The 21,507-nt window shown below is 66.4% G+C and carries 19 protein-coding genes; 8 read left to right on the forward strand and 11 right to left on the reverse strand.

Annotated elements, in window-relative coordinates:
* Positions 1 to 38: 38 nt before the first annotated feature.
* Positions 39 to 1,949, forward strand: coding sequence for a CDP-glycerol glycerophosphotransferase family protein (locus C8261_RS08125; RefSeq protein ID WP_181358883.1), 1,911 nt, complete (start codon positions 39 to 41; stop codon positions 1,947 to 1,949).
* On the opposite strand, the gene C8261_RS08130 is transcribed toward C8261_RS08125, so the two are convergent.
* The 5 genes from C8261_RS08130 to C8261_RS08150 form a co-directional block, all read right to left on the reverse strand.
* Complete coding sequence (locus C8261_RS08130; protein ID WP_107493172.1) at positions 1,880 to 2,851, reverse strand: polysaccharide pyruvyl transferase; 972 nt, start codon at positions 2,849 to 2,851, stop codon at positions 1,880 to 1,882. The genes C8261_RS08125 and C8261_RS08130 overlap by 70 nt on opposite strands.
* Before the next feature lie 141 nt (positions 2,852 to 2,992).
* Positions 2,993 to 4,171 (reverse strand): glycosyltransferase family 4 protein, encoded by a 1,179-nt coding sequence (locus tag C8261_RS08135; RefSeq protein WP_107493173.1) that lies wholly within the window; start codon positions 4,169 to 4,171, stop codon positions 2,993 to 2,995.
* Between the two features lie 7 nt (positions 4,172 to 4,178).
* Positions 4,179 to 5,696, reverse strand: a complete 1,518-nt coding sequence (locus C8261_RS08140; protein WP_107493174.1) for a lipopolysaccharide biosynthesis protein — start codon at positions 5,694 to 5,696, stop codon at positions 4,179 to 4,181.
* A gap of 105 nt (positions 5,697 to 5,801) precedes the next feature.
* Positions 5,802 to 7,049, reverse strand: a complete 1,248-nt coding sequence (locus C8261_RS08145; protein ID WP_219905162.1) for a pyridoxal-dependent decarboxylase, exosortase A system-associated — start codon at positions 7,047 to 7,049, stop codon at positions 5,802 to 5,804.
* A 2-nt stretch (positions 7,050 to 7,051) separates the two neighbouring features.
* A complete protein-coding gene (locus C8261_RS08150) occupies positions 7,052 to 7,798 on the reverse strand; it encodes a GNAT family N-acetyltransferase (protein ID WP_107493175.1) in 747 nt (248 codons plus the stop codon).
* A 155-nt stretch (positions 7,799 to 7,953) separates the two neighbouring features.
* Between C8261_RS08150 and C8261_RS08155 the strand changes: the two genes are divergently transcribed.
* The 7 genes from C8261_RS08155 to C8261_RS08185 all read left to right on the forward strand — a co-directional run bounded on the left by C8261_RS08155 (position 7,954) and on the right by C8261_RS08185 (position 13,463).
* Positions 7,954 to 8,202, forward strand: a complete 249-nt coding sequence (locus tag C8261_RS08155) for an acyl carrier protein (RefSeq protein WP_181358884.1) — start codon at positions 7,954 to 7,956, stop codon at positions 8,200 to 8,202.
* Position 8,203: 1 nt separating this feature from the next.
* Entirely contained in the window at positions 8,204 to 9,019 is an 816-nt protein-coding gene (locus C8261_RS08160) for a hydrolase 2, exosortase A system-associated (RefSeq protein WP_107493176.1), read from the forward strand.
* A gap of 3 nt (positions 9,020 to 9,022) precedes the next feature.
* Positions 9,023 to 9,877: a hydrolase 1, exosortase A system-associated gene (locus C8261_RS08165; protein WP_107493177.1), complete on the forward strand. Its 855-nt coding sequence runs from the start codon at positions 9,023 to 9,025 to the stop codon at positions 9,875 to 9,877.
* Positions 9,874 to 10,542 carry a tetratricopeptide repeat protein gene (locus C8261_RS08170; protein ID WP_107493178.1) on the forward strand — a complete coding sequence of 223 codons (669 nt, stop codon included), beginning with the start codon at positions 9,874 to 9,876 and terminating at the stop codon, positions 10,540 to 10,542. Before C8261_RS08165 ends, C8261_RS08170 begins: the two co-directional genes overlap by 4 nt.
* The gene (locus C8261_RS08175; protein WP_107493179.1) at positions 10,542 to 11,138 is read left to right on the forward strand and encodes a GNAT family N-acetyltransferase; all 597 of its coding nucleotides are present in this window, start codon (positions 10,542 to 10,544) and stop codon (positions 11,136 to 11,138) included. Before C8261_RS08170 ends, C8261_RS08175 begins: the two co-directional genes overlap by 1 nt.
* A 113-nt stretch (positions 11,139 to 11,251) precedes the next feature.
* Positions 11,252 to 12,421, forward strand: coding sequence for a DegT/DnrJ/EryC1/StrS family aminotransferase (locus C8261_RS08180; RefSeq protein WP_107493180.1), 1,170 nt, complete (start codon positions 11,252 to 11,254; stop codon positions 12,419 to 12,421).
* 118 nt (positions 12,422 to 12,539) lie between these two features.
* Positions 12,540 to 13,463, forward strand: a complete 924-nt coding sequence (locus tag C8261_RS08185) for a GNAT family N-acetyltransferase (protein WP_181358885.1) — start codon at positions 12,540 to 12,542, stop codon at positions 13,461 to 13,463.
* A gap of 98 nt (positions 13,464 to 13,561) precedes the next feature.
* On the opposite strand, the gene C8261_RS08190 is transcribed toward C8261_RS08185, so the two are convergent.
* Genes C8261_RS08190 through C8261_RS08215 form a run of 6 tightly spaced genes read right to left on the reverse strand, consistent with a single transcriptional unit; the run spans position 13,562 to position 21,494 of the window.
* Positions 13,562 to 14,497, reverse strand: coding sequence for a GNAT family N-acetyltransferase (locus tag C8261_RS08190; RefSeq protein ID WP_107493182.1), 936 nt, complete (start codon positions 14,495 to 14,497; stop codon positions 13,562 to 13,564).
* The gene (locus C8261_RS08195; protein WP_107493183.1) at positions 14,494 to 15,456 is read right to left on the reverse strand and encodes a polysaccharide deacetylase family protein; all 963 of its coding nucleotides are present in this window, start codon (positions 15,454 to 15,456) and stop codon (positions 14,494 to 14,496) included. The genes C8261_RS08190 and C8261_RS08195 overlap by 4 nt, the downstream gene beginning before the upstream one ends.
* On the reverse strand, positions 15,428 to 16,825 hold the full coding sequence (locus C8261_RS08200; protein WP_107493184.1) for a UDP-glucose dehydrogenase family protein: 1,398 nt from the start codon (positions 16,823 to 16,825) through the stop codon (positions 15,428 to 15,430). The genes C8261_RS08195 and C8261_RS08200 overlap by 29 nt, the downstream gene beginning before the upstream one ends.
* A gap of 52 nt (positions 16,826 to 16,877) precedes the next feature.
* Positions 16,878 to 18,686, reverse strand: coding sequence for an asparagine synthetase B family protein (locus C8261_RS08205; RefSeq protein WP_328588064.1), 1,809 nt, complete (start codon positions 18,684 to 18,686; stop codon positions 16,878 to 16,880).
* Between the two features lie 11 nt (positions 18,687 to 18,697).
* Positions 18,698 to 20,302: an acyl-CoA ligase (AMP-forming), exosortase A system-associated gene (locus C8261_RS08210; RefSeq protein ID WP_107493185.1), complete on the reverse strand. Its 1,605-nt coding sequence runs from the start codon at positions 20,300 to 20,302 to the stop codon at positions 18,698 to 18,700.
* 46 nt (positions 20,303 to 20,348) lie between these two features.
* A complete protein-coding gene (locus C8261_RS08215; protein WP_107493186.1) occupies positions 20,349 to 21,494 on the reverse strand; it encodes a VanZ family protein in 1,146 nt (381 codons plus the stop codon).
* Positions 21,495 to 21,507 lie beyond the last annotated feature (13 nt).

Here is a 21,507-nt window from a genome sequence, read left to right on the forward strand (position 1 = left end):
CGGACACCTCCCCGCGTTACCGAGAGCCTTCAACCGCCATGTGGCGCGACCCCGCGACCTACCGCGAGGTGCTGCGGCGCGACTTCCTGGAGCCGCTCCGGCAACTCGCCCGCGAACACGGCGCGGTGCCCGCAGCGCAGCAGCATGACCTCCTCTGCCGCCTGCACTGGTACTTCACCGCCGACATGCGCGAACGCGCACCCACCGTAACCCTTACGGAAAGCGAGGCCGACGGTTTTCATGCACTGCTCGAGCAGATCATGGCTCATGTCGATGACGCTGCGCTGGCCTCCTTCGCTGCCGCCGGGGCCGCCGTCGAGGTCCGTCATGCGCTGTACTCCTACCGCCGCCTGCGGGCCTGGTCGCCTGCCGTGGCCGATGCCTGTGACCACCGCCAACGGCTGTTGCGGCTGAGCTACTACGTCCATGGCGAACCCCCGGTGGAGCAGTGGCTGGTGGACGGGCGCCCCTGCCAGCCGGTGTTCGAGAAATACCGCGGCTGCCGGTTCTTTCATCGCCTGCGTTTCCGTCAGCGCATCGTCTGGCTGCCGCTCGACGCTGGCAGCAGGCTGGAGCTTCGCCTCGATGGCGTTCTCCAGGCGCTTTGCATTGACGACTGCGGGTTTGCCCTGGTGCGGCAAGACGGCCAGCCTCGCGCCCTCAATCTGGCCGAGGCGCAGGCTTGTTTCCTGCCCGGCAAGGGCGGCCGCCGGCGCGCCGCAGAGCGCGGACTGCGCAGCCTCAAGGCACGGGTGCTGCGCACTCTGGCGCGACTGCCGTGGATACGGCAGCGTTATCGCGATGCCTGGGTGTTCATCGACCGCAACGAGAATGCAGACGATAACGCCGAGCACCTCTACCGCTGGGTGCGTGCTCAGCGCCCGCAGGTCAACGCCTGGTTCCTCCTGAACCGCGACTCGGCCGACTGGCAGCGCCTGCAGCGCGACGGCTTTCGCCTCGTGCCGCCGGGTCTGACCCGCAAGCTGCTGCTCCTCAACAGCCGCCACATCGTCTCTTCGCACACCGATCTTGTCTTTGGCGGTTTCGACCGTGCGCTGTACGCGCCGTCGATGGACTGGCATTTCACCTTCCTGCAGCACGGGGTAACCAAGGACGACATGTCGCGCTGGCTGGGGCCGCGCCAGTTCGACGGAGTTGTCACCAGCGGCCCTGCCGAGCAGGAAGCCTTCGCCGGGGCCGACAGCGGCTACCCCTACACCGCGCGCGAGGTGTGGATGACCGGCATGCCGCGTTACGATCGCCTGCTCCGTCTGCAGCGCGACCGCACGGTCCCGGCGCGCACCCTGCTGGTGATGCCGACCTGGCGGGGCGGGGCGTTCGAGGAGCGTACGCGGGGTATGGACGAGGCCGAACGCAAGCGCATCTTCGCCACTACCGAGTACGCCCGGGCGTGGTCGGCGCTGCTGCGCAGCACGGTCCTGCATGAGGCTCTGGCGCAGCATGGCTGGCGTCTCGCCTTCATGCCGCACTTGAACTCGCTGCCCTACGCGGACGTCTTCGATGTGCCACCCGGCGTTGAGGTGATCTCTGTCCTGCGTACCCGTATTCAGGATCAACTGGTCGCTGCCGGCGCCTTTCTCACCGATTACACCTCTGTCGCTTTCGACATGGCCTTGCTGCGCAAGGCGGTGTTCTACTACCAGTTCGATCGCGAGTACTTCTTTCGCGGCGGGCACAACTGGCGGCCGGGTTATTTCGATTACGTGCGCGACGGCTTCGGGCCGGTGGCGGAGAGCGAGGACGAGTGTGTCAGCCAGGTCGCCGCCTTTCTCGCCAGCGGCGCACGGGTGGCGCCGGTCTACCGTCAGCGCATGGAGCGCGCCATGCCTCTGGATGACGAGAGGGCCTGCCAGCGAACCTATGAGGCCATCGCCGCGCTCGACCGCCCGCGCAGCAGGGCGGTGGACGCTACGCCCCCTGCATCCTGAATGGAGGCGCTGCGGTGTGCGAAAGCGCGCCCGAAGAGTGCGAGGTAGCGCTCCACATGCTCGTCGAGCAGGCGCTCGGGGCTCAGCATGCCGGATGAGGACGCCAGCTTGTGCAACTGGCTGAGGGTCTGCTCCAGTTCGCGTGCGCCCGTCGGGCGCGCCCGCGGTGGGCTCCAGGCGCTGGCATAGAGGCCGATGCGGTGCAGCGAGCGTTTGCATGCCTGCTTCACGCGGGACAGCGGATCCTCGGCGGGCGCGGCGTGCAATGCAGTGAGGTGTTCGGGGCGGTAGCTCATCTGCAGCGAGGCAAGCCAGTCCTGCCACTTGAACTCCAGCAAGCGCCCGTAAAGCGAGACGGGAAGCCAGGGAATGCGCAGAGCGTCGGCGACGATGGCGCCGTGCATGGCTTCGCACAGCAGCAGTTCGCATTCGCCCATGGCCTGCAACACGCGGTCGACATCCCAGTGGCAACTGATGAAGCGTATCCCGGCCAATTCGCAGACAGCCTGCCAGTCGTAGCGCGCAAGGCTGTCGCCGGTGACCACCAGCCCGCAGCGGCTGCGCCGTGCCGGCAAGTGCAGCCCGAGCAGGCGGATCAGCACCGCCGCATCGGTGATCGCGCGCCCGGCCTCCAGCCCGAGGGCGGCGGCGCTGAGCGGCCCACGCACGGCATGTACGACCCAGCTGGCGTCGGGCACAGGTGTGCGCCCGTAACCGACGCCGCTGCCGACGATGTGCTTGAGGGGTGTCGCAGGCAGGCGGTGGTTGATCAGCGTGCCGATGCCAACGAACAGTTCGCGCTCGTCGTCGTCGTGCACGCCGGGCAGGATGCGCGGCCACAACCAGGCGTTGAGGTCGTCGCCGAAATTGCCGCGCGGGTCCTTGTAGTAATGCAGCCGCATGGTGGCGCTCTAGCGGCTGTCGATAGCGGCGGTTGGTGGCGCAAGCGCCGTCAGCACAGGGAACACGCAAGGCTCTCCCGCTCCCGGAAGGGGAAGCGCGCCGCCATTTTCGCGCGCGTGCGTTGCAGCCGCGTTACAGCCTCAGGTGCGGCGCAGCACCTTGCGGGCAAGATTGCGCAGGTTGTTGCGCAGGCTGCTGCCCAGCGAGTGGGAGGGCAGCCTCACCGGGCTGGCGGCGATGCGCGCGTAATGCTCGAGGTAGGCGGCCTTGAGGCTGTCGAGGCTGTAGCTTGCGGCGACGATCTCCGGGCCGCGTCGGCGCAGGAGAGCCATCTGCGCCGCGTCGCGGTGGAGCAGCGCATCGCGCAACACGCCGGGGCGGCGCAGGTCGAGAAAGACGCCTTCGCGCACGATGGAGCGTTGGTTGGGATGTTCGGTGCAGAACACAGGCAGGCCCATCGCCATCGCTTCGATATAAACGATGCCAAAGGTTTCGAACAGTGATCCGAGCGCAAAGACATCCGCAGCGGCGTAGGCCTGCGGGAGTTCGTCGTGGGCCATGCGCGTGAAGACGATGCGCTCGCCCATCAGTGAGCGCCCGAGGGCGACGATCTCCGCGGTGTCGGCGCATTCCTGGCCGACCACCACCAGGTAGGCGCCGGGGACCTCGGCCACTTCACGGATGACATAGTCCATGCGTTTGTGGAAGTAGCACACCGTACCGACGCTGATCACGACGAAGGCGTCCGGCGGGATGCCGTGACGGCTGCGGAAGTCGCTCTCGACCCCGGGATGGAAACGCGTGCAGTCGACGCCGTGGGGGATCACGAAGGCCTTCTCGCGTGCGCTGCTGCGCAGGTTGTAGGCAGTGTGTTCCTGCACGAAGTCGCACGCCGGCAGACGGGCGGCAGGAATCGCGCCGCCATTGGAGAAGAGCAGACGCGGCGGGCGGGCAAAGAGGTGGCGGAAGCCGTACAGGCGCGTGCATACCTCCTGCTCCAGGCAGTGGATGATGTCATAGTCGCCTTCGAGCAGGGGGAGCAGGGCGGCGTGAGCGAAGGTCTCGGTTTCCACCCGGATGCGCTCCTGTTCCTGCATCGCCACCTGCCAGCGTGGTGACACTGGCAGGTGGATGTCCTGCAGACAGCCAGCGTTGCGCGGCACGTTGGCGACCACCCGTTCCTGCGGTGCCGCTTCGCCACCGCCCTTGAACAGGGTGATGTCGATGCTGCCGGAGAGAAGGTCGAACAGATCGCGGGCAAAGACCTCGTGACCACGATTGACGTTGCCGAGACCGGAACACAGCAGGGCCACCTTCATCTTCTTTTCATCCTTTCTTCAGGAGCTTGCCGGCAAGCTCGGTAAAGTCCTTCAGGTAGCGGCGCGACAGCGCGTGCAGGGTCAGGGTGTACAGCAGCGCCCCGCACATCACCAGCAGGCCCAGTCGCGCGGCAAGGTGCAGCGCACTGCCGGCGAGCACTTCGCGCAGCAGCACGATGCCGCCCCACATCACCAGTGCGGCAACGACCGGGCGTGCCAGCACATGCGCCACATCGCGGCTGCCAAGGCCGATCAGGCCAAAGGCGATGCGGAAGGTAAGGACCGAGAACAGGGCGTTGGCGGCGATCACCGTGGCGACCACATTCAGGCCGTGCGGCAGTGCGAGGGCCGCGGAAACAACCAGCAATGCGGTGCCGAGGACGTTGTAACGGAAGGACAGCGACACCCGGTTCTGCGAATTGAACAGCGGTGAGGCAATGGCGGTGGAACCCCGCAGCGCGGCGCTGATGCCGAGCATGGTGAGGATGGGGGTCATCGCCAGCCATTGCCCGCCATACAGCACCGGGACGATCTCCGGTGCCACCGCCGAGAGCCCGAAGCCTACCGGGCAGATCAGCGCGGCGAGCAGGCGGGCGCTGCGCAGCACCGATTGCTGCAGTCGCGCGGTATCGCTCTGGATCGCCGAGAAGGCGGGAAAGAGCACGCGCTGCAGAGGCATGGCAATGCGCCCGCGGACCTCGTCGGTCAATGAGCGGGCGTTCTGGTAGTAGCCCAGGGCGCTGGCGCCGAACTGACGACCGATCAGCAGCAGATCCACGTTCATGCTGATGTAGTAGAGCACGGTGTTGCCCATGTAGCTGCTGCTGGTCTTCCAACTCGACAGCAGGTAACGGGCGTTGAAGCGCAGACGTGGGCGGTAGGGAACGGCAATGGCCAGCAGCAGCACTGTCACCAGCGAACCGGTGAGCGCGCCGGCGACCAGGCTCCAGACGCCGAAGCCGGCCCAGGCCAGCGCAATCGCGGCCGCAGCGCGGATGGCGATGGCGGAGATCTGGATGAAGAACTCGGTGCGAAAGCGCATCAGCCGCGCGAGCAGGGCTTCCGGCACGGTGGTCATGCTGCCGAACACGAAGCTCAGGCAGAGTACGCGCAGCAACTCGCCGGTGCGGGTGTCGCCGAACAGCCAGCCGGTCGCGAAGGAGAGCGCGAACACTACAGCGGCGATGACGCAGCCGATCGCCAGCGCAGCCCAGAACACGGTGTCCAGTTGCAGGCGGGTGGCGACCTTGCGCTGGATGAGGATGTTGGCGAGCCCGAAACTGCCGAGCAGGCCGGCGAACTCGGTCACCACCGTTGCCATGGCAATGTAGCCGAAATCTGCCGGGGTCAGCAGGCGGGCCAGAATCGCCATCGAGCCGATGGTCAACAGCGTACGCAGGGCAATGCCGAGAAAGGTGAAGCCTGCTCCGCGCACGACGCGCTTGCCAAGGCTGCTGCTGTCGAGGACCAGCGCGCTGCGTACCATGGCATGGCGGGGGTCATGGCGCCCCTTGGCCTTTCCCATGCCGGGGCTCAATGCTTCACCGGCGCAGGCGGGCGGGGCACGCAGGCGGTCAAGCGGGTGCTACGCGCAGCGCTGCCCGGGCGATTACATCCGCGGGTGGCCATCTCAGACCAGGATCTCGGTGACCGCCGGATGACCAAGGAAGGCCTGCGGGCTGGCGCTGGCGCCGTAGGCGCCGGACTGGAAGACCACCACCAGATCGCCTGGCATGGCATCGGCGAGCGCCATGCGGTCGGCCAGCAGGTCGAGCGGAGTGCACAAGGGGCCGACCACCGAGCACGGCTCGCCGGGCTCCGCACCCATGCGGTTGCCTATCGCCGCGGGATAGTTCTTGCGGATCACCTGGCCGAAGTTGCCGCTGGCCGAGAGGTGGTGGTGCAGGCCGCCATCGGTGACCAGATAGGTATGTCCGCGTGAAACCTTGCGGTCAATGACCCGCGCCACATAGACGCCCGCCTCGCCGACCAGATAGCGTCCCAGCTCGATGACCAGCTCGGCCGCGGGCAGGGCGTGGGCAGCGCGTGCCAGGATGTCGGCGAGGTTGTCGCCGATCGGGGCGAGGTCGAGGCGCTGCTCGCCGGGGAAGTAGGGGATGCCGAAGCCGCCGCCGAGGTTGAGGAAGCGCACCGCTGCGGGGGCGTGTTCGGCCAGTCGCAGGGCGAGCTGATAGCTTTTCTGTTGAGCCTCGACGATGGCCTCCGCCTTGAGGTTCTGCGAGCCGGCGAAGAGATGAAAGCCCTCGAAGCACAGGCCCGCCGCAGCGACTGCGCGCAGCAGCGCCGGAACCTCTTCGGCGTCTACGCCGAATTGCTTGGGGCCGCCGCCCATCTTCATCCCCGAAGACTTCAGCTCGAAGTCGGGATTCACCCGCACGGCTACCCGCGCAGGCAGACCGAGCGCCTGCGAGGCCGCGGCCAGCGGGCCGATCTCGCGGGCCGACTCCAGATTCACCAGAATGCCGGCGGCGACCGCCTGCCACAACTCGCCGTCCTGCTTGCCGGGGCCGGCAAAGCTGATCTCCCTGGGGTCTGCGCCGACGTCGAGGGCGATCTTGAGTTCTCCTGCGGAGGCGACGTCGATGCCGTCGACCAGCTTGGTCATGTGACAGACCAGCGCCGGCATCGGGTTGGCCTTCATGGCGTAGTGCAGCTTCAGCGCGGGTGGCAGGGCGCGGCGCAGGGTGGCGGCGCGCTGCGTCAGCAGTTCGCGGTCGTAGGCGTAGAACGGCGTGCGTCCCACGCGCGTCGCCAGGCGCGTCAGCGGCAGCCCGCCGACCTGCAGTTCGCCATCGGTGACGGGGAACTGGTCCATGGGGGCGTGCGAGGGGGGCTGAGGGCGGTTGGGCTCGGTCATCTTCAGTGGGGATCCGTGCTGATGTCTTGTCGGGAGGCCGGATGCGAACCGGCCAGCGCTGGTGGTGCAGTGAGGCGCAGGCTTGGACAGGAGCGTTTGTCGGCGCTCAGGCTGACGTAAGGCCAGCGCCCCAGGAAGCTCAGTTGGTGCTGTCCGGCAAGGAGGAAGGTCGCGCTGCCCAGCCGCTGCATGCCAAGCCGGCGATGCGCCGCATGCGAAGCGGGGTTGAAGGCCGATATGCGCGATAGGGTCCAGTTAACCCCTTCGCTTGCGAGGTGTGCGTTGACGGCTTGCCAGAGGCGCGCAAAGGTACGCCCCAGCCTGAAGGAGGGTTCGATGTAGACGTCGAAATCCCAGACGCTCCGCTGAGGATCGGCAAGCTCGCAGCGCAGGCGGACTTCATCTTCATCATATGCTCCTCTGGCCAGCCACAGATAGCCGGCAAAAACGCCTTTCTGCTCGGCGACGAAACACTCGTGGCCCTTCGCAAAGCGTTCCCGAATCACGTCGGCGGGGCGAGGAAACGCTGCACACACCGGGTCGACTGCGCTGACCTGCCGTATGACACATTGCCCGGACGTGCGCAAGACTGGCAGGAGCGCTGCGTTGATGGCCTGGGCAACCAGGTGATAGCGTACGAGCTGCACGCGCCCACCGCTGAGGTGCGCAAGGCCCCTGGCGAGGGCGTAAAACACCGCATCCTTGAAGCCAAGATCACGAATGCTGCGCTGCAGGCGGATGAGGGGCATCGAGCGGCGGGTTTGTTGGTGACTCGGTAAATGAGCGTGGAGGAATGCCATGCAAGGACATTGTGCCTGGGGCATATAATAGCCGCCTGCACCCGACTGCGTTGCAACCTGCATCACGTTTGGTTGCAAGTCCGTGGAAACAACAGGAGATCGTGTTGGACATCAAGAAGGAAGTGCTCGCCATCATCGACGAGGTTCTCAGCCTGAATGGGCGGGCGGCTGCTTTCGGCCTCGATACCCCCTTGCTTGGCGCCTTGCCGGAGCTCGATTCGATGGCGGTGGTCGGGCTCATCAACATGCTTGAGGAGCGTTTCGGCTTCATGGTCGAGGACGATGAAATCGACGGGGCGACGTTTGCCGATGTCGGCACCCTGGTGAGCTTCGTGGAAGGCAAGCTGGCCTGACATGACGGGCGTGCGGCGTCGGGCGTTCTTCCTCGATGCACAGGGTGGCGGGCGTTTTTGCACGCTGCTGGAGCCCGCGACGGCGGCATGTGGCAATCTGCTGCTGGTGCCGCCGTTTGCCGAAGAACTCAACAAGTCGCGACGCATGCTGGCGCTTGCCGCTGCGGCCTTTGCCCGCAGTGGCTGGCGGGTGCTGCACATCGACCTGTTGGGGACCGGCGACAGTGCCGGCGAATTCCGCGATGCAAGCTGGACCACGTGGCTCGACGACCTCTCCTGCGGGCGCGATTTCCTGCAGCACGGCGCTGACCTGCCGCTGGTGCTGTGGAGCCTGCGTGCCGGCAGCCTGCTGTGCGCGCAGTGGCAGGCGCGTGAGGGTACCGCGCTGCCCTGGCTGGCGTGGCAGGCAGTGGCACAAGGGCGTCAGCATGTGCAACAGTTCCTGCGCCTGAAAGGGGTCAGCGAAATGCTCAACGATGCCGATGCGAAGGCGGTGATGAGCAACTTGCGGGCGGAGATCGCCGCTGGCGCCGTGGTCGAGGTGGCTGGTTACGAACTGGCGCCGCAACTGCTCGGCGGGCTCGATTGCGCGGTGCTGGAGCAGCCACCTGCGGCCACCCTGCTGCTGGAGGTGGGCAGCGGCGATGGCGGGCTGTCTCCGGGTTTGCAGCGCCTGCTGGAACGCTGGCGCGACGGTGGTGCCGCAGTCGATGCCGGGAGCGTTCCCGGAAGCGCCTTCTGGCAGACGCAGGAGATCGAGACGGTTCCGGCACTGATCGATGCCAGCCTGCCCTGGCTCGCGGCGAGAGGAGCCTGAGTAATGGAAGAGGCGCTGGTGTTCGCATGCGAGGGCGAGGAGTTGGTCGGCGTGCTGGCGCGCCCGGCGGGCGAGGCCGGCGAGATCGGGGTGGTGATCGTTGTCGGTGGCCCCCAGTACCGGATTGGCAGCCACCGACAGTTTGTCCTTCTCGCCCGTCATCTCGCCGCCCACGGCTACCCCTGCCTGCGCTTCGACTACCGCGGCATGGGTGATGCCAGCGGGAGCACCCGCAGTTTCGAGGAAGTCGGCGACGATATCCGCGCGGCGGTCGATGCCCTGTGTGTGGCGTTGCCGCAACTGCGCACGGTGGTGCTCTGGGGGCTCTGTGACGGCGCCAGCGCCGCTGCCCTCTACGCTCCGCAGGATGAGCGTGTCGGCGGACTGGTGCTGGCCAATCCGTGGGTGCGCACGGCAACCGGTGAGGCCCGTACCTATCTGCGCCACTACTACCTTCAGCGCCTGCTGTCGCGGGACTTCTGGCGCAAGCTGCTGGGGGGCGGGCTGGCCGTGGGGCGTTCGCTGCGCGGCTTTGGCGGTGCCTTGCGGCAGGCGCGTGCGGGTGCGCCTGCCGAGGATGCCGGTGCGGCCCTGCCGGCACGCATGGCCGCCGCGCTGGGGCGTGCCGGACGGCCGTTCCTGGTCGTGCTCAGCGGCCGCGACTACGTTGCCCGCGAGTTCGAGCAGGCGGCCGCGGCGAGTGAATGGATGGCGCTGCAGACGCTGGGACACAGGGTTGCGGCGGCAGAAGCGGACCACACCTTTTCCTCCCGCAGGGACGTTGATACGGTGAATCGGCTCACCGAGGAGTGGTTGAACGGATTGCCCCGCGTGCGGGGCCTGGGGGAGATGCCATGAGGCTGAAGAAACTGCTGCTGGCCGTGTTGCTGCTGTGGTCGGGCACGCAGGTGGTGCATGCTCAGGGTGTGGTGCTGGGGGAGGCGGTGTGCGGCAGTTTGACGAATCACTTTGGTCCTTACGACTACCGCACGGTCTCACCGCAGAACTTGAATATGGTTGAGCGCGCTCACTTCACTCCGCCGGTTGAGCGCCTGGAGCGCGGCAACACTACCATGGGGCCGGGTGGTGACCTCAGCTATACCCTCAACGTCTTTCCCAACCACCACCGCGCCCTGATGTCGATGATGCGTTTTGCACTCAGGGAAGGGCGTGCGATGCCCAAGGGGTCGTCGCGCACCATCGAGTGCTGGTTCGACCGCGCGCAGCGCTATGCCCCCAACGACCCGATGCCCAAGGTGATCGAGGGCCTGTATCTGGCGGCCCGCGGACAGAACGCCCAGGCTGAGGCGAAGCTCGACGAGGCGCTTGCGCTGGAGCCCGCGGATCCCAACGTGCATTACAACCTTGGCCTCGCCTGGATGGATCTGCGGCGCTACGACCGCGCTCTGGAAAGTGCCCACAAGGCCTATGCTGCGGGGCATCCGCTGCCCGGCCTGCGCCTGCGTCTGGAGCGCGCCGGGCACTGGCGCGAACTGCCCGCGGCGGGCGCGCCGGTGCAGTGATGGGCCGGCTTGCCGGCATTGCCGCGCGCATCCTGCGGATGCGCAGCCACCTGCTCTACGAGTGTGCCTGTGCCGGTGCCGCGATGCCGGCGCTACAGGAAGGCGAGCATTTCCACGTGCTCAGCGCCGGGAGTCTGCCCGGGCAGGAGGCGCTGGCCAAGATGCTGCTTGCCGCCGCTGCCGACAATGCGGCCTACCTTGAGGATGTCAGGCGTGGGCGGGTGATTGCCTTGCTGATCAGCCGCGATGGCGAACTGGCGCATTACAGCTATCTCTTCCTGCGCAACAAGACGGCATGCCTGCTTGGCCTCGGGAGTGGGACGGCGCTGGTCGGCAATGCGTGGACCGCACCGCGTTTCCGTGGCCAGGGCCTGCAGGCGCGCGCGGTGCAGGCCCGCGCCGCGCTGGCCGGTGAGCACGGATTCGAGCGCATTGCCGCGGAAACGTCGCCGGACAATCTGGCTTCGCAGCGTGGCATGAGCAAGGGTGGGATGCGTCTGCTCGGGCGCATGGACCTGATCGTCGTGCTCAGTGTGCTGGTGTTACGTTTGAGAAAACCTGCGGGATTCAGGCTGGTAGCATTCTGTTTGAGATAGCTTGCCGGTCAGCAACCGTTGGGAGAGCGGCGTTGCATTCAGGGCAGATGCCCGATGTTCTGTCTCTTGATGCTGTGTGAGGTATAACCGTTGGCAAGCTTGGGTGTGGGCTCATGGATTCGAGAATTCCGAAGCGGCCGGTGCTTGACTGGGGTGGGCGTGTCAAACGTGGGAGGGCGCATCTTCCTTCCGTCGCGACCCTCCCTAACAGAGTCAATACGACAAGCGGCCGTGCTGCCATATATCATGCGCTCAGAATGGCCGGGCTGAGCGCTGGCGATGAAGTTCTGGTGCCGACATACCACTGCCCGACAATGGTAGCGCCGTTGGTCATGCTGGGTTTGCAGCCATTGTTCTATGCGGTTGGCGAACATGGTCTACCCGAACTTGGAGGCCTTGAATGTGATCGCGTCCGAGCAGCTAGGTGCATGATCGTGCCCCATTACTTTGGCCTGCCGAGATCCTTGGCGGATGTCCGGGAGTGGTGTAGTGAACATGGCGTAGTGCTTATAGAAGATTGTGCTCATGCGTTTTACGGGATGGCCGGTGATCGTCAGGTGGGGGCATGGGGGGACTACGCAATTGCGAGCATGACGAAGTTCTTTCCTGTGACTGAAGGAGGTTTGCTGGCCTCAATCACCCGACCGCTGGAGATTTCCCCCTTGCCGAATCAGGGTATCAGGGCCGAGCTGAAAGGGGTGTTTGACATGCTCCACATGGCAACTCGTTGCGGCCGCATGCGGGGAATGGGCGTCGTGCTCGAGGGGCTGCGGGGAGGCTGGTGGCGGAGGGAGGCGGGTGCTGTTCAGCGTGAGCCCAAGTTCTCCGCCCCTGAACCTCAGGGTGTGGCGATTTCATGCGATATGGGGAGGGTTGAATCTGCTCCATTGCTCTCGACAAGAGTGCTCTTCAATCTTTCTTCGGGTGATGATGCGTGCAATACAAGGCGCCAGCACTTTGAGAGATACCTGAATGAGCTGTCGAACCTGGAAGGTGGAAGATTTCTTTACCCCTCTCCAATTTCAGGGGGGGCGCCTTACGCTTTCCCGCTCTGGGTTGATGATGTGGAAAGGGTGTACCGGCGCTTGAGGATGCGTGGGGTACCGGTCAATCGCTGGGACAGGCTGTGGCCGGATACTCCAGTGCTGGAAGGCGACGTTGGACTGCGGTGGAGCAGGCACGTTCTGCAGGTTCTTTGTCATCAGAGTCTGCGTGATTCGGAGGTTTCTTTTGTGATCAAAGAGATACGTGAAGCCATTGCATGTCAATGCGAAGAAGGTTGACGGTGTGAGTTCAACGGCGATGCGATGGGAGATGCATCCCGCCAGTGCTCTGGTGGAGGACCGGGGGGCCATGGCGAGTTGGGATCGGTTGAACGGTCAAGCAACTCGGCAGGTCTTCATGGATACCAATGCAATTTCTCTTGCCCTGAAGCATTTTGGCTGCGGGCGTGAGCGTCTGCTGATCGGCAAGTGTCATGAAGAGATCTTCTGCATGGCGGTACTGGTCAAATCCGGGCTGATGCGCTGGGCGACCTTTCAACCGTCCCAGTTGCCCCTTGGGGCCTTCCTCCTGTGCCCGGAGTCCTCGTTCGAGCATGTCATCGCCTCTTTGATGCGGTATCTGTCTCCAGGTGTCATTACTCTTTCGTTCACGCAGATCGATCCGTTTTTTGTTGCTCGCCCACCCGATCGAGAAACGGTGAGGGTGAGTGACCATGTGGAGACGGGTTGGATCGAGATCCCCGACGATTTTGAGGATTATTGGCGTTCGCGGAGCAAGAATCTGAAGAAGAGTTTGCGAAGTCAGGAGAACAAGCTGGCTGCTGCCAATGTGGTGTCAAGAATGTGCAGTGTCCAGGCCCCGGAGGATATGCCATCTGCCGTGGCGCGCTTCGGAGACCTGGAGAGTGCTGGCTGGAAGGGAAAGGCGGGTACGGCAGTTCATGCTGGCAACGCTCAAGGACGGTTTTATACGGACCTCATGGTTGCCGAGGCGCTGAACGGCAATGCGGTTGTGCATGAGTACTGGTTTGATGACCGTTTGGCGGCTTCGAATATTTGCCTCGTTCGGGATAAGTCTCTGGTTGTATTGAAGACTGCTTACAACGAGAGTCTTGATCATTTTTCTCCTGCATTCCTGCTCAGGCGCGATCAGATCAGGCTTGCCTGTGATTCCGGTGAATTTAATCGCATTGAGTTCTATGGCCGCAAGCGAGATTGGCATACGCGGTGGACCGAGAAATTCCGCACTCTGTACCACGTTACGGCATATAGAAATGCCGCTCTTCGTCGAGCTGCCGGGTTGGTCAGAATGCTCGGCTGATCTGTCAGGGCGTATGGTTCAGGCATTCACCTCACGTCGTCCCGGGCGAGGTGCTTTTTTTACCTCCGCTCCTTGCTGTCAGTGACCGTGCCAGCGCATCAGGCGCTGCGGCGCAACCAGCGCTTGATGCGCTGCTTGAGGCCGAGACGGTCGAGCGTGGCCACCACGCGGCGAGACAACTTCTCCAGGCTGCCGTGGGTGGCGAGCAGCAGGCGGTTGTGCAGGGTCGGGCGCAGCAGCAGCAACTGCAGGCAGGGGATCTGGTGGGTGCCGAACAGGCGCTTGTGCTCGGAGTCGCCCTCGGTGAAATCGAAGGCGCTGAAGCGCTGTTCGGCGAACAGGCGCTCCATGGCCAGCCATTGCAGCACCGTGCCTGGCGACAGGTGGGCGTGATCGGGAGCGTAGCCGAGGTAGGCGTACTCCAGGGTGCCGGCCGCCACCGGGCAGTAGAGATAGGACACCGGCCGTGCGCCGGCGAACAGCAGGAAGGCGCGCACCTCGCCGCGTGCCGCGGCGGCCAGTGCGCGGGCGGTGAAGCCGTCATCGCCGGGCAGACCGCAGTCGAGCAGGCGGGCCTGGTAGGTGGCGGCGGAGAGCGGGCGGGCGAGGTCGAGGAAGGTCGCGATCTCCTCTGCGCTGGCGTAGCCGCGCAGGTCGATGCCGTCGCTGGCTTCGGCAAACTTGCGGATCTTGCGCTGGATGCCCGAGCGGGTCTTGCTGGAGAACTTGCCCTTGTAGGCCTCGAAATCCATGCCCATGTCGATGTAGCTGCGCTGGTAGGACTTCAGGCAGTAATGCAGCCAGTGCCCGGTGCCGTCCAGGGTGCCGGCGCTGGCTGCGGGGATGTTGGCGAGCAGGTAACCGTCGGCTCCGGCGTCGAGTGCGGGCAGTACCGGTGCGGCGGCACTGGCACGGATTTCGTCGAGGTTGTAGACCCGTCGCAGCAGCGGCAGGGCGACGCTGCCCAGGGCATGTTCACCGAGGCGCATGACGAGGCGGAAGGAGAAGCGGTGCCAGGGGCTGGGAGCGGTCATGGGAGATGGCGTAGGGCCTGTTCGAAGAGGCGGGTGGTGGTGGCGTGCATGGAGACCGCAGGCAGCGGCCGGGGGCGCGCGGCAAGCTGCAGTGTGTTGTCGGCGAAATGGCCGGTGGGCAGGATGCTGCGCTGGTGGGCGAGGTGTGCGCAGAGCTGCTCGAAGCGGCGCACCACGGTGGTGTCGGGAGCGCTGCTGGCGGGTTTCATGAGCTCGAAGCTGTGTGACAGCAGGACGAAGCAGGGCCAGCCGTGGAGCGCGGTCTGGTCGAGGGCCTGGACCAGTTCGGCGGTGCTGCAGGCGCCGATCTGTGCGTGACGGGGGCGGCCAAAGCCGTCGCGGAAGCTGCTCAGCGGAATGCAGCCGAGGCCGTCGGCTGCGAAGGGGCCGCAGTAGCCTGCGGCGGCGGGGACGAAATCACCTGGGGTGGACTCGGGCATCGCCGGGTTGATGCTGCAGTCGTAACGCAGGCCGTTTGCGCGCACGGCGGCGAAGGTGTCGGGATTGCAGGCAAAACTGCCGGCGCGGAAGGCCATCGGGGGTTTGCAGCCCGCTTCGCGGAGCAGGCGCAGGCCGTGGGCGATGAGGGTCTGCTGTTCGGCGAGGGAGTAGGCTGTCAGGTGCTGGCGCTTGCCGGCCATGCCTGGCAGCAGGGGCGGACGGGCTTCGTCGGCCCATTCGGGATGCAGATGCAGCTGGACTTCCTGCCCGGCGTCCTCGATGAAGCGCACGATGGTGGCCAGATATTCGACCCCGAAGCGTGCGGCAAACAGCGGCTCGACGAAGAAGATGCCCTTCAGCCCGTGCCTGGCGAGGGTGTCGAGGGTGCGGGGCAGGGCGTAGCCGTCGCGGCGCGAGTGGCCGAAGACATAGCGTTCGAAGCTGTCGGGGAAGTCCGTCTCGATGCTCTCCCAGCCGTTGCACCACACTTCAACATCGAAGGTGAGCAGTACCTCCATGCGCTGTCGTCTCCTCGTCCGTGTCGCCGCGCGGCTGACCCCGGGGGCGCCCGATGCCGTAGTAATCCCAGCCGTCGCGTTGCATGCGGACCGGCGAGTATAGGTTGCGTCCGTCGACGATGACCGCGGTCGACATCATGTGTTTCATTTCCTCGAAGTCAGGGGCGCGGAACTGCTGCCATTCGGTGCAGATGGCGAGTGCATCGGCGCCTTGCAGGGCGGCATACTTGCTGTCGTAGAGCTGCAGGTCGGGGCGCTCGCCGTAGAGGCGCCGGGCCTCCGCGCTGGCCACCGGGTCGAAGGCCTGGACGCGCGCGCCGGCTGCCCACAGGGCCTCCATGAGGGTGCGGCTGGGGGCTTCGCGCATGTCGTCGGTGTTGGGCTTGAAGGACAGGCCCCACACCGCCACGGTCTTGCCGCGCAGGTTGGCGCTGCCGCCGAAGTGGCTGGCGAGCTTGTCGAAGAGGACCGTCTTCTGGCGCGTGTTGACCGCTTCGACGGCCTTCAGCAGGGGGGCGTGGTAGCCGATCTGGTCGGCGGTGCGGCCCAGAGCCTGGACATCCTTGGGGAAGCAACTGCCGCCGTAGCCGCAGCCGGGGTAGATGAAGTGGTAGCCGATGCGGGGGTCTGCACCGATGCCCTTGCGGACCTCCTCGATGTCGGCGCCGAGGATCTCGGCCATGTTGGCCATCTCGTTCATGAAGCTGATCTTGGTCGCCAGCATGGCGTTGGCGGCGTACTTGGTGAGCTCAGCGCTCTTCACGTCCATGAACAGGGTGCGTTCGTGGTTGCGGTTGAAGGGCTCGTAGAGTTCGCGCATGCGCTCCTGGGCGGCCGCCGAGCGGGTGCCGATGATGATGCGGTCGGGCTTGAGGAAGTCGCCCACCGCGGCACCCTCCTTGAGGAATTCGGGGTTGGAGACGACGTCGAAGGGGATCGGGGCGCCGCGTTCGGCGAGCACGGCGTCTACCCGTGCGGCAACCTTGTCGGCGGTGCCCACGGGAACGGTGGACTTGTTGATGATGACGCGGTAGGCCGGCATGTGGCGGGCGATGCTCTCGGCCACGGCGAGGACGTACTGGAGGTCGGCGGAGCCGTCTTCGTCGGGGGGGGTGCCGACGGCGATGAATTGCACTTCGGCGTGGCGGACGGCCTCGGCAACGTCGGTGGTGAAGCGCAGGCGCTGCTCGGCGACGTTGCGCTTGACGATGGCTTCCAGGCCCGGCTCCCAGATCGGGATGATGCCGGCCTTGAGGGCGTCGATCTTGCGCTGGTCGACGTCGATGCAGACGACGTTGTGGCCGACCTCTGCGAGGCAGGCGCCGGTGACGAGGCCGACGTAGCCGGTACCGAAGATGGTGAGTTTCATGGTGTGGGCAGGTACGTGAAGGACGGAGAGAGCGTGGCAGGCACCATGGTGCTCAGCATGCCACGACGGTGTTACCGGATTGATGCTCGCGCAGCCAGAACTCCAGCATCGTCAGGATCCATACCATCTCGCCGTAGTAGCCGGGGTGGGCGGGGAGGTGGATGGCAAGGAGGTCGTCGATGAAGGCCGGGCGGACGATGCCGCGTCCGCGCAGGCTGCCCAGGGCATCGGCGGCAAGCTTGCCGAGGCCGTCGTGCTGGCAGGCCCAGACGCCGAACGGCAGACCGAAGCCGTGCTTCTTCTTGGTGATGATGGCGTCGGGCAGGAAGCCGCGCAGGGCCTCCTTGAAGAACCAGCGCAGGGTCAGACCCTTCAGCTTCCACTGCGGCGGCAGGCTGGTCGAGAAGTCCACCAGTTCGTCGGAGAGGAGCGGGAAACCGACGTCGATCCCGGCGAGCTGGGTGCTGCCGATGACCTTCGGCAGGTCGTTGTCGGCGAGGGTGTATTTCCAGTCGTAGGCCAGCATGCGGTTGATCAGGGTTTCGGCCTCGGCCGCCTGCCACACTGCGCGCTGGTCGCGCAGCGGGGCGTCGCGATCGACGGTGGCGAGGAAAGCGGCCTCGAAGACGGTGTCCATGCCCAGGCGCAGCAGCATGTTGTACATCTGCAGGCGGTCGGGCATCGGCACGCGGGCCTGTTCAATGTAGCTGGCGCCCTTCTTCAGCAGCGGGGCGCGGCCGACCCCCGGCAGGGCGAAGAGGGGTTCCAGCACGCCGCGGCGCAGTGCCGCGGGGATGCCGTCATAGACCCCGAAGACGCGCTGCTTGGCATAGCGTGTGTTGCCGCCGAAGAGTTCGTCGCCGCCATCGCCGGCGAGCAGCTTGTCGATGCCGTCTTCGCGCGCACGGCTGGCACAGATCCATGCCGGCACCGCGGAGGAGTTGCCGAAGGGCTGGTCGTAATGAGTGGCGACGCGCGGGATGCCGTCGAGCAGATCGTCCGGGGTGACGTAGTACTCGCGGTGATCGACACCGAAATGGCGCGCGGCAATGCGGGCGTATTCCATCTCGTCATAGCCGCTGGCGTCGAAGCCGATGGAGTGGCAGCGCGCCGGTGCGTCGAGCGCCCGGCCGAGCATGCCGGCAACGGTCGAACTGTCGGTGCCGCCGGAGAGGAAGGCACCAACCTGATGGCCGTCGGCTTCACGCCGCACGCCGTCGTCGATGATCTGCAGGAAGCGCTCGCGCGCAGTGGCGAAGTCCGCCGCGCCGGGTTCCGCGAAGCGCGGCGTCCACCACGGCCGGCAACTGGCCTGGCCGTCCTGCCAGTGCAGCAGGTGGCCGCCGGGGAGGCGGGCGATGCCGTCGAAGATGGTCAGCGGGGCGGGGATGGCGTGGAAGAAGAGGTACTCGAAGATCGCCTGCGTGCTGATCGTGCGCTGTGTGGCGGGCACGCGGTCGGCGCGGTCGGCGAAGGCCAGGCCGTGGGCGTCGGCGCGGTAGCACACCGGCCAGGTGGCGAAGCGGTCGCTGGCGAGCAGCGCACGGCTGCCGTCGGTGGCCACCATGACGACACAGAAGCGCCCGTGCATGCCGTTCAGCGCGGCTTCGCCGTGGCTCGCCCAGGCCTGCGCCCAGGCCGCTGCGGCGCCTTCGCGGATGGCGGTGTCGTGCACCGCGGGGTCGTCGAAACGGGGAGTGCCGGCGACCAGGCTGAGCAGGCCGTCGCGTTCATAGACGGTATGGGCACTGCGGTGGGCGAGCATGCCGCGGGCGAAGGCGAGGCGGGCGAGCTCCGCTGCCGGCGCAGGGAGGGCAGCGGTGGTGCCGCTGTGGATGTAGCCACTGAATTGTTCGAGCACGGGGGTCTCCGTCAGCGCGCCGGGGGCGCGTCGTCTGCGAGGCTGTTGGCCAGGGCCTTGCGGTCGATCTTGCCGTTGGGGTTGCGCGGCAGCGGCCCGGCGCGCTCCACGAAACGCGCGGGCACCATGTAGGCCGGCATGCGCGCGCGGCACTCGGCGTGCAGGGCGTCAAGGTCGAGGCTTGCGCCGGGCGGGGCGCTGACCACCGCGACGATGGCCTGGCCCAGGGCGTCGCTGTCCACACCGAAGGCGGCGCATTCGCCGACCAGGCGGGTGGCGTAGAGGATTTCCTCGACTTCGTTGGGGCTGACGCGGTAGCCCGAGGTCTTGATCATTTCGTCGCGGCGGCCGATGAAGTAGAGGAAGCCTTCCTCGTCGCGGCGCACGGTGTCACCCGAGAACACCGCCAGTTCGGGAATCACCAGGCCGTCCAGGCGTCCGCCGACGCCACTGGGCAGGGGCTTGTAGCGCTCGGCGGTCTTCTCTGCATCGTTCCAGTAGCCCATGCCGACCAGGGCGCCGCGCTGCACCAGTTCGCCGGGTTCGTTGGCGGCGCATTCACTGCCGTCCTCGCGCAGGACGAGGATCTCGGCGTTGGGGATGGCCTTGCCGATCGAGTCCGGGCGGCGGTCGACCTCCTCAGGGGGCAGGAAGGTGGCGCGGAAGGCCTCGGTGAGCCCGTACATCAGGTAGGGGCGGGCGGCAGGCAGGGCGGCGCGCAGGCGCTTCAGGGTTTCCAGCGGCATGCGCCCGCCGGTGTTGGCGAAGTAGCGCAGATGCTCGCCGACGCCGGTCGGCCACTCCAGCTGGGCAAGCTGTATCCACAGCGGCGGCACGGCGGTGAGCCCGGTGATGCGTTCGCGCTCCACGGCCTTGAGGACGTCGCGCGGCAGCAGGTAGTTGAGCAGCACCGTGCGTGCGCCGACGTGGAAGGCGGTGGTCAGTTGCGAGAAGCCGGCATCGAAGGACAGTGGCAGGGCGGCCAGCAGACTGTCCTCGGGGCGGTTGTCGAGATACTGGGCAACGCTCTTGGCGCCGGCCACCATGTTGCGGTGGGAAAGCACGACACCCTTGGGGCGCCCGGTGCTGCCGGAGGTGTACAGGATGGTGGCGACGTCGGTATCGATGATGCGGTGGCCGGTGGCCGCGGGGGCGGCCTGCAGGGCCTCCCAGCCGTGCACCGAGGCGCCGCCCAGGGTGGGCAGGGCGTCGCCGCTGCCGACCAGCACGACATGGCGCAGATCGTGGCAGCCGGCCAGCGTTTCGGCGAGGGCGGCGAAGCGCTCGTTGCTGGTGACGAGGACGCGGACGTTGCAGTCACGCAGGATGTGGCCGACCTGCTCGGCCTTGAGGATGGGATTGACGGGGACGAAGACGCCACCGGCCAGACCGCTTCCGAAGCTCGCCACGACGGTCTCGATGCGTTTGTCGAGATAGATCGCCACGCGTTCGCCGCGCGCCAGGCCGAGGGCGCCGAGGCCGTTGGCGAAGCGCTGCAGGGCCGCTGCCAGGGAGCCGTAATCGAGCGTATCGCGGCCGAGGCTGAGGGCGGGCGCGGCGGGGCTGCGATGGGCCGAAGCGATGACGAGATCGGGCAGCAGTGCGGTGTTGAGCATGGCGGCGGCAATGAGGGTCGGGGAGGTCGAGTTTAAACCAGCTTGTTCACGATGCCTGAGACATATGACCGCGCGTCGCGTGTTGGCCGCCCTCGCGACGGGGTTGCAGGCGGGCGATGACGACGCCGAGGAGGATCGCCAGCAAGGGGTCGGTGATCTCCGCCGTACGCCCGGCGACGAGCACCTGCAGGCCTTCGATCACGCCCAGCCAGGTGGCGCATGCCAGGGTCGCTGCGCCCAGCGGCGTACCGTTGTGGACCATCAGGCAGATGAGGGCGCCGTAGAGATAGCATTTTTCCACCAGGACGAGGGTGTTGGTGCTCATGCTGCCTTCGAGGAAGCCGGAGAAGGGCAGCCAGGAGAAGCTGTTTGGCGGGCTGGCGAGGGCGAACGGGCGCAGGCCCTCGATGAGTACGGTGACGAAGAGTGCGGCGACGATCAGTCCGCTGGCCTGGGGGCGGCGCAGCAGCGGCAGGGCGGCGATGGCCAGGGCGACGGCGGCAATGTTGTTGAGCGAGATGCTGCCGCCGACGATGAAGGCCTGGCCGGCAGTGACCAGTGCGGCGCTGCCGGCGAGCGCGAGTGCAGGCAGCGGGCGTCCGGCCGCCACCGCGCCGAGGCGGAAGAAGGCCAGCCAGGCGACCGCGGTGTGCAGGCTGCGCAGCGGCGAGAAGCGTTCTATCGCCATCAGCGGCTTGAGGGCGTCACGGACGTTTTGCAGGTCGACGGTTGGCACCAGCGGGAACCAGCGGTAGCAGATCCACAGCAACGCCAGCAGCATGGGGGCGAGCAGCAGGCGCCGGGGCCCGGCGTTGCGCAGCAGCGGCGCAAGGGCGAGGCCGAGGCCATAGCCGAGCAGCAGGCCGAAGGTATTGACGATGGCGTCGCCGAGTGCCGGCACGCGGCTGGGCAGCCAGATCTGCACGACCTGCAGGGCCACCGCGAGGCTCACCCCCAGGACTGCCAGCGTGGCGGTGCGCAGGGTGCTGCCGCCGCGGTGCAGGGCGAGCACCAGCCCGTAGGGCAGGAACAGCAATACGTTGCCGACGAGGTCGCCGCGATGAGCGGGGAGGGCGGGGTCGCTGGCGAGTTGAAGAAGCTCGGTCATGCTGCCTTCGTGGGCGGCAAAGCTGAAGGGGTACAAGGAGCCGTAGCTGATCAGTACGGCAATGAGGATCAGCAGGGTGGGCATGGCGGCGTTCTCC

It is taken from the genome of Pseudothauera lacus (assembly GCF_003034845.1).
Taxonomy (GTDB): Bacteria; Pseudomonadota; Gammaproteobacteria; order Burkholderiales; family Rhodocyclaceae; genus Pseudothauera; species Pseudothauera lacus.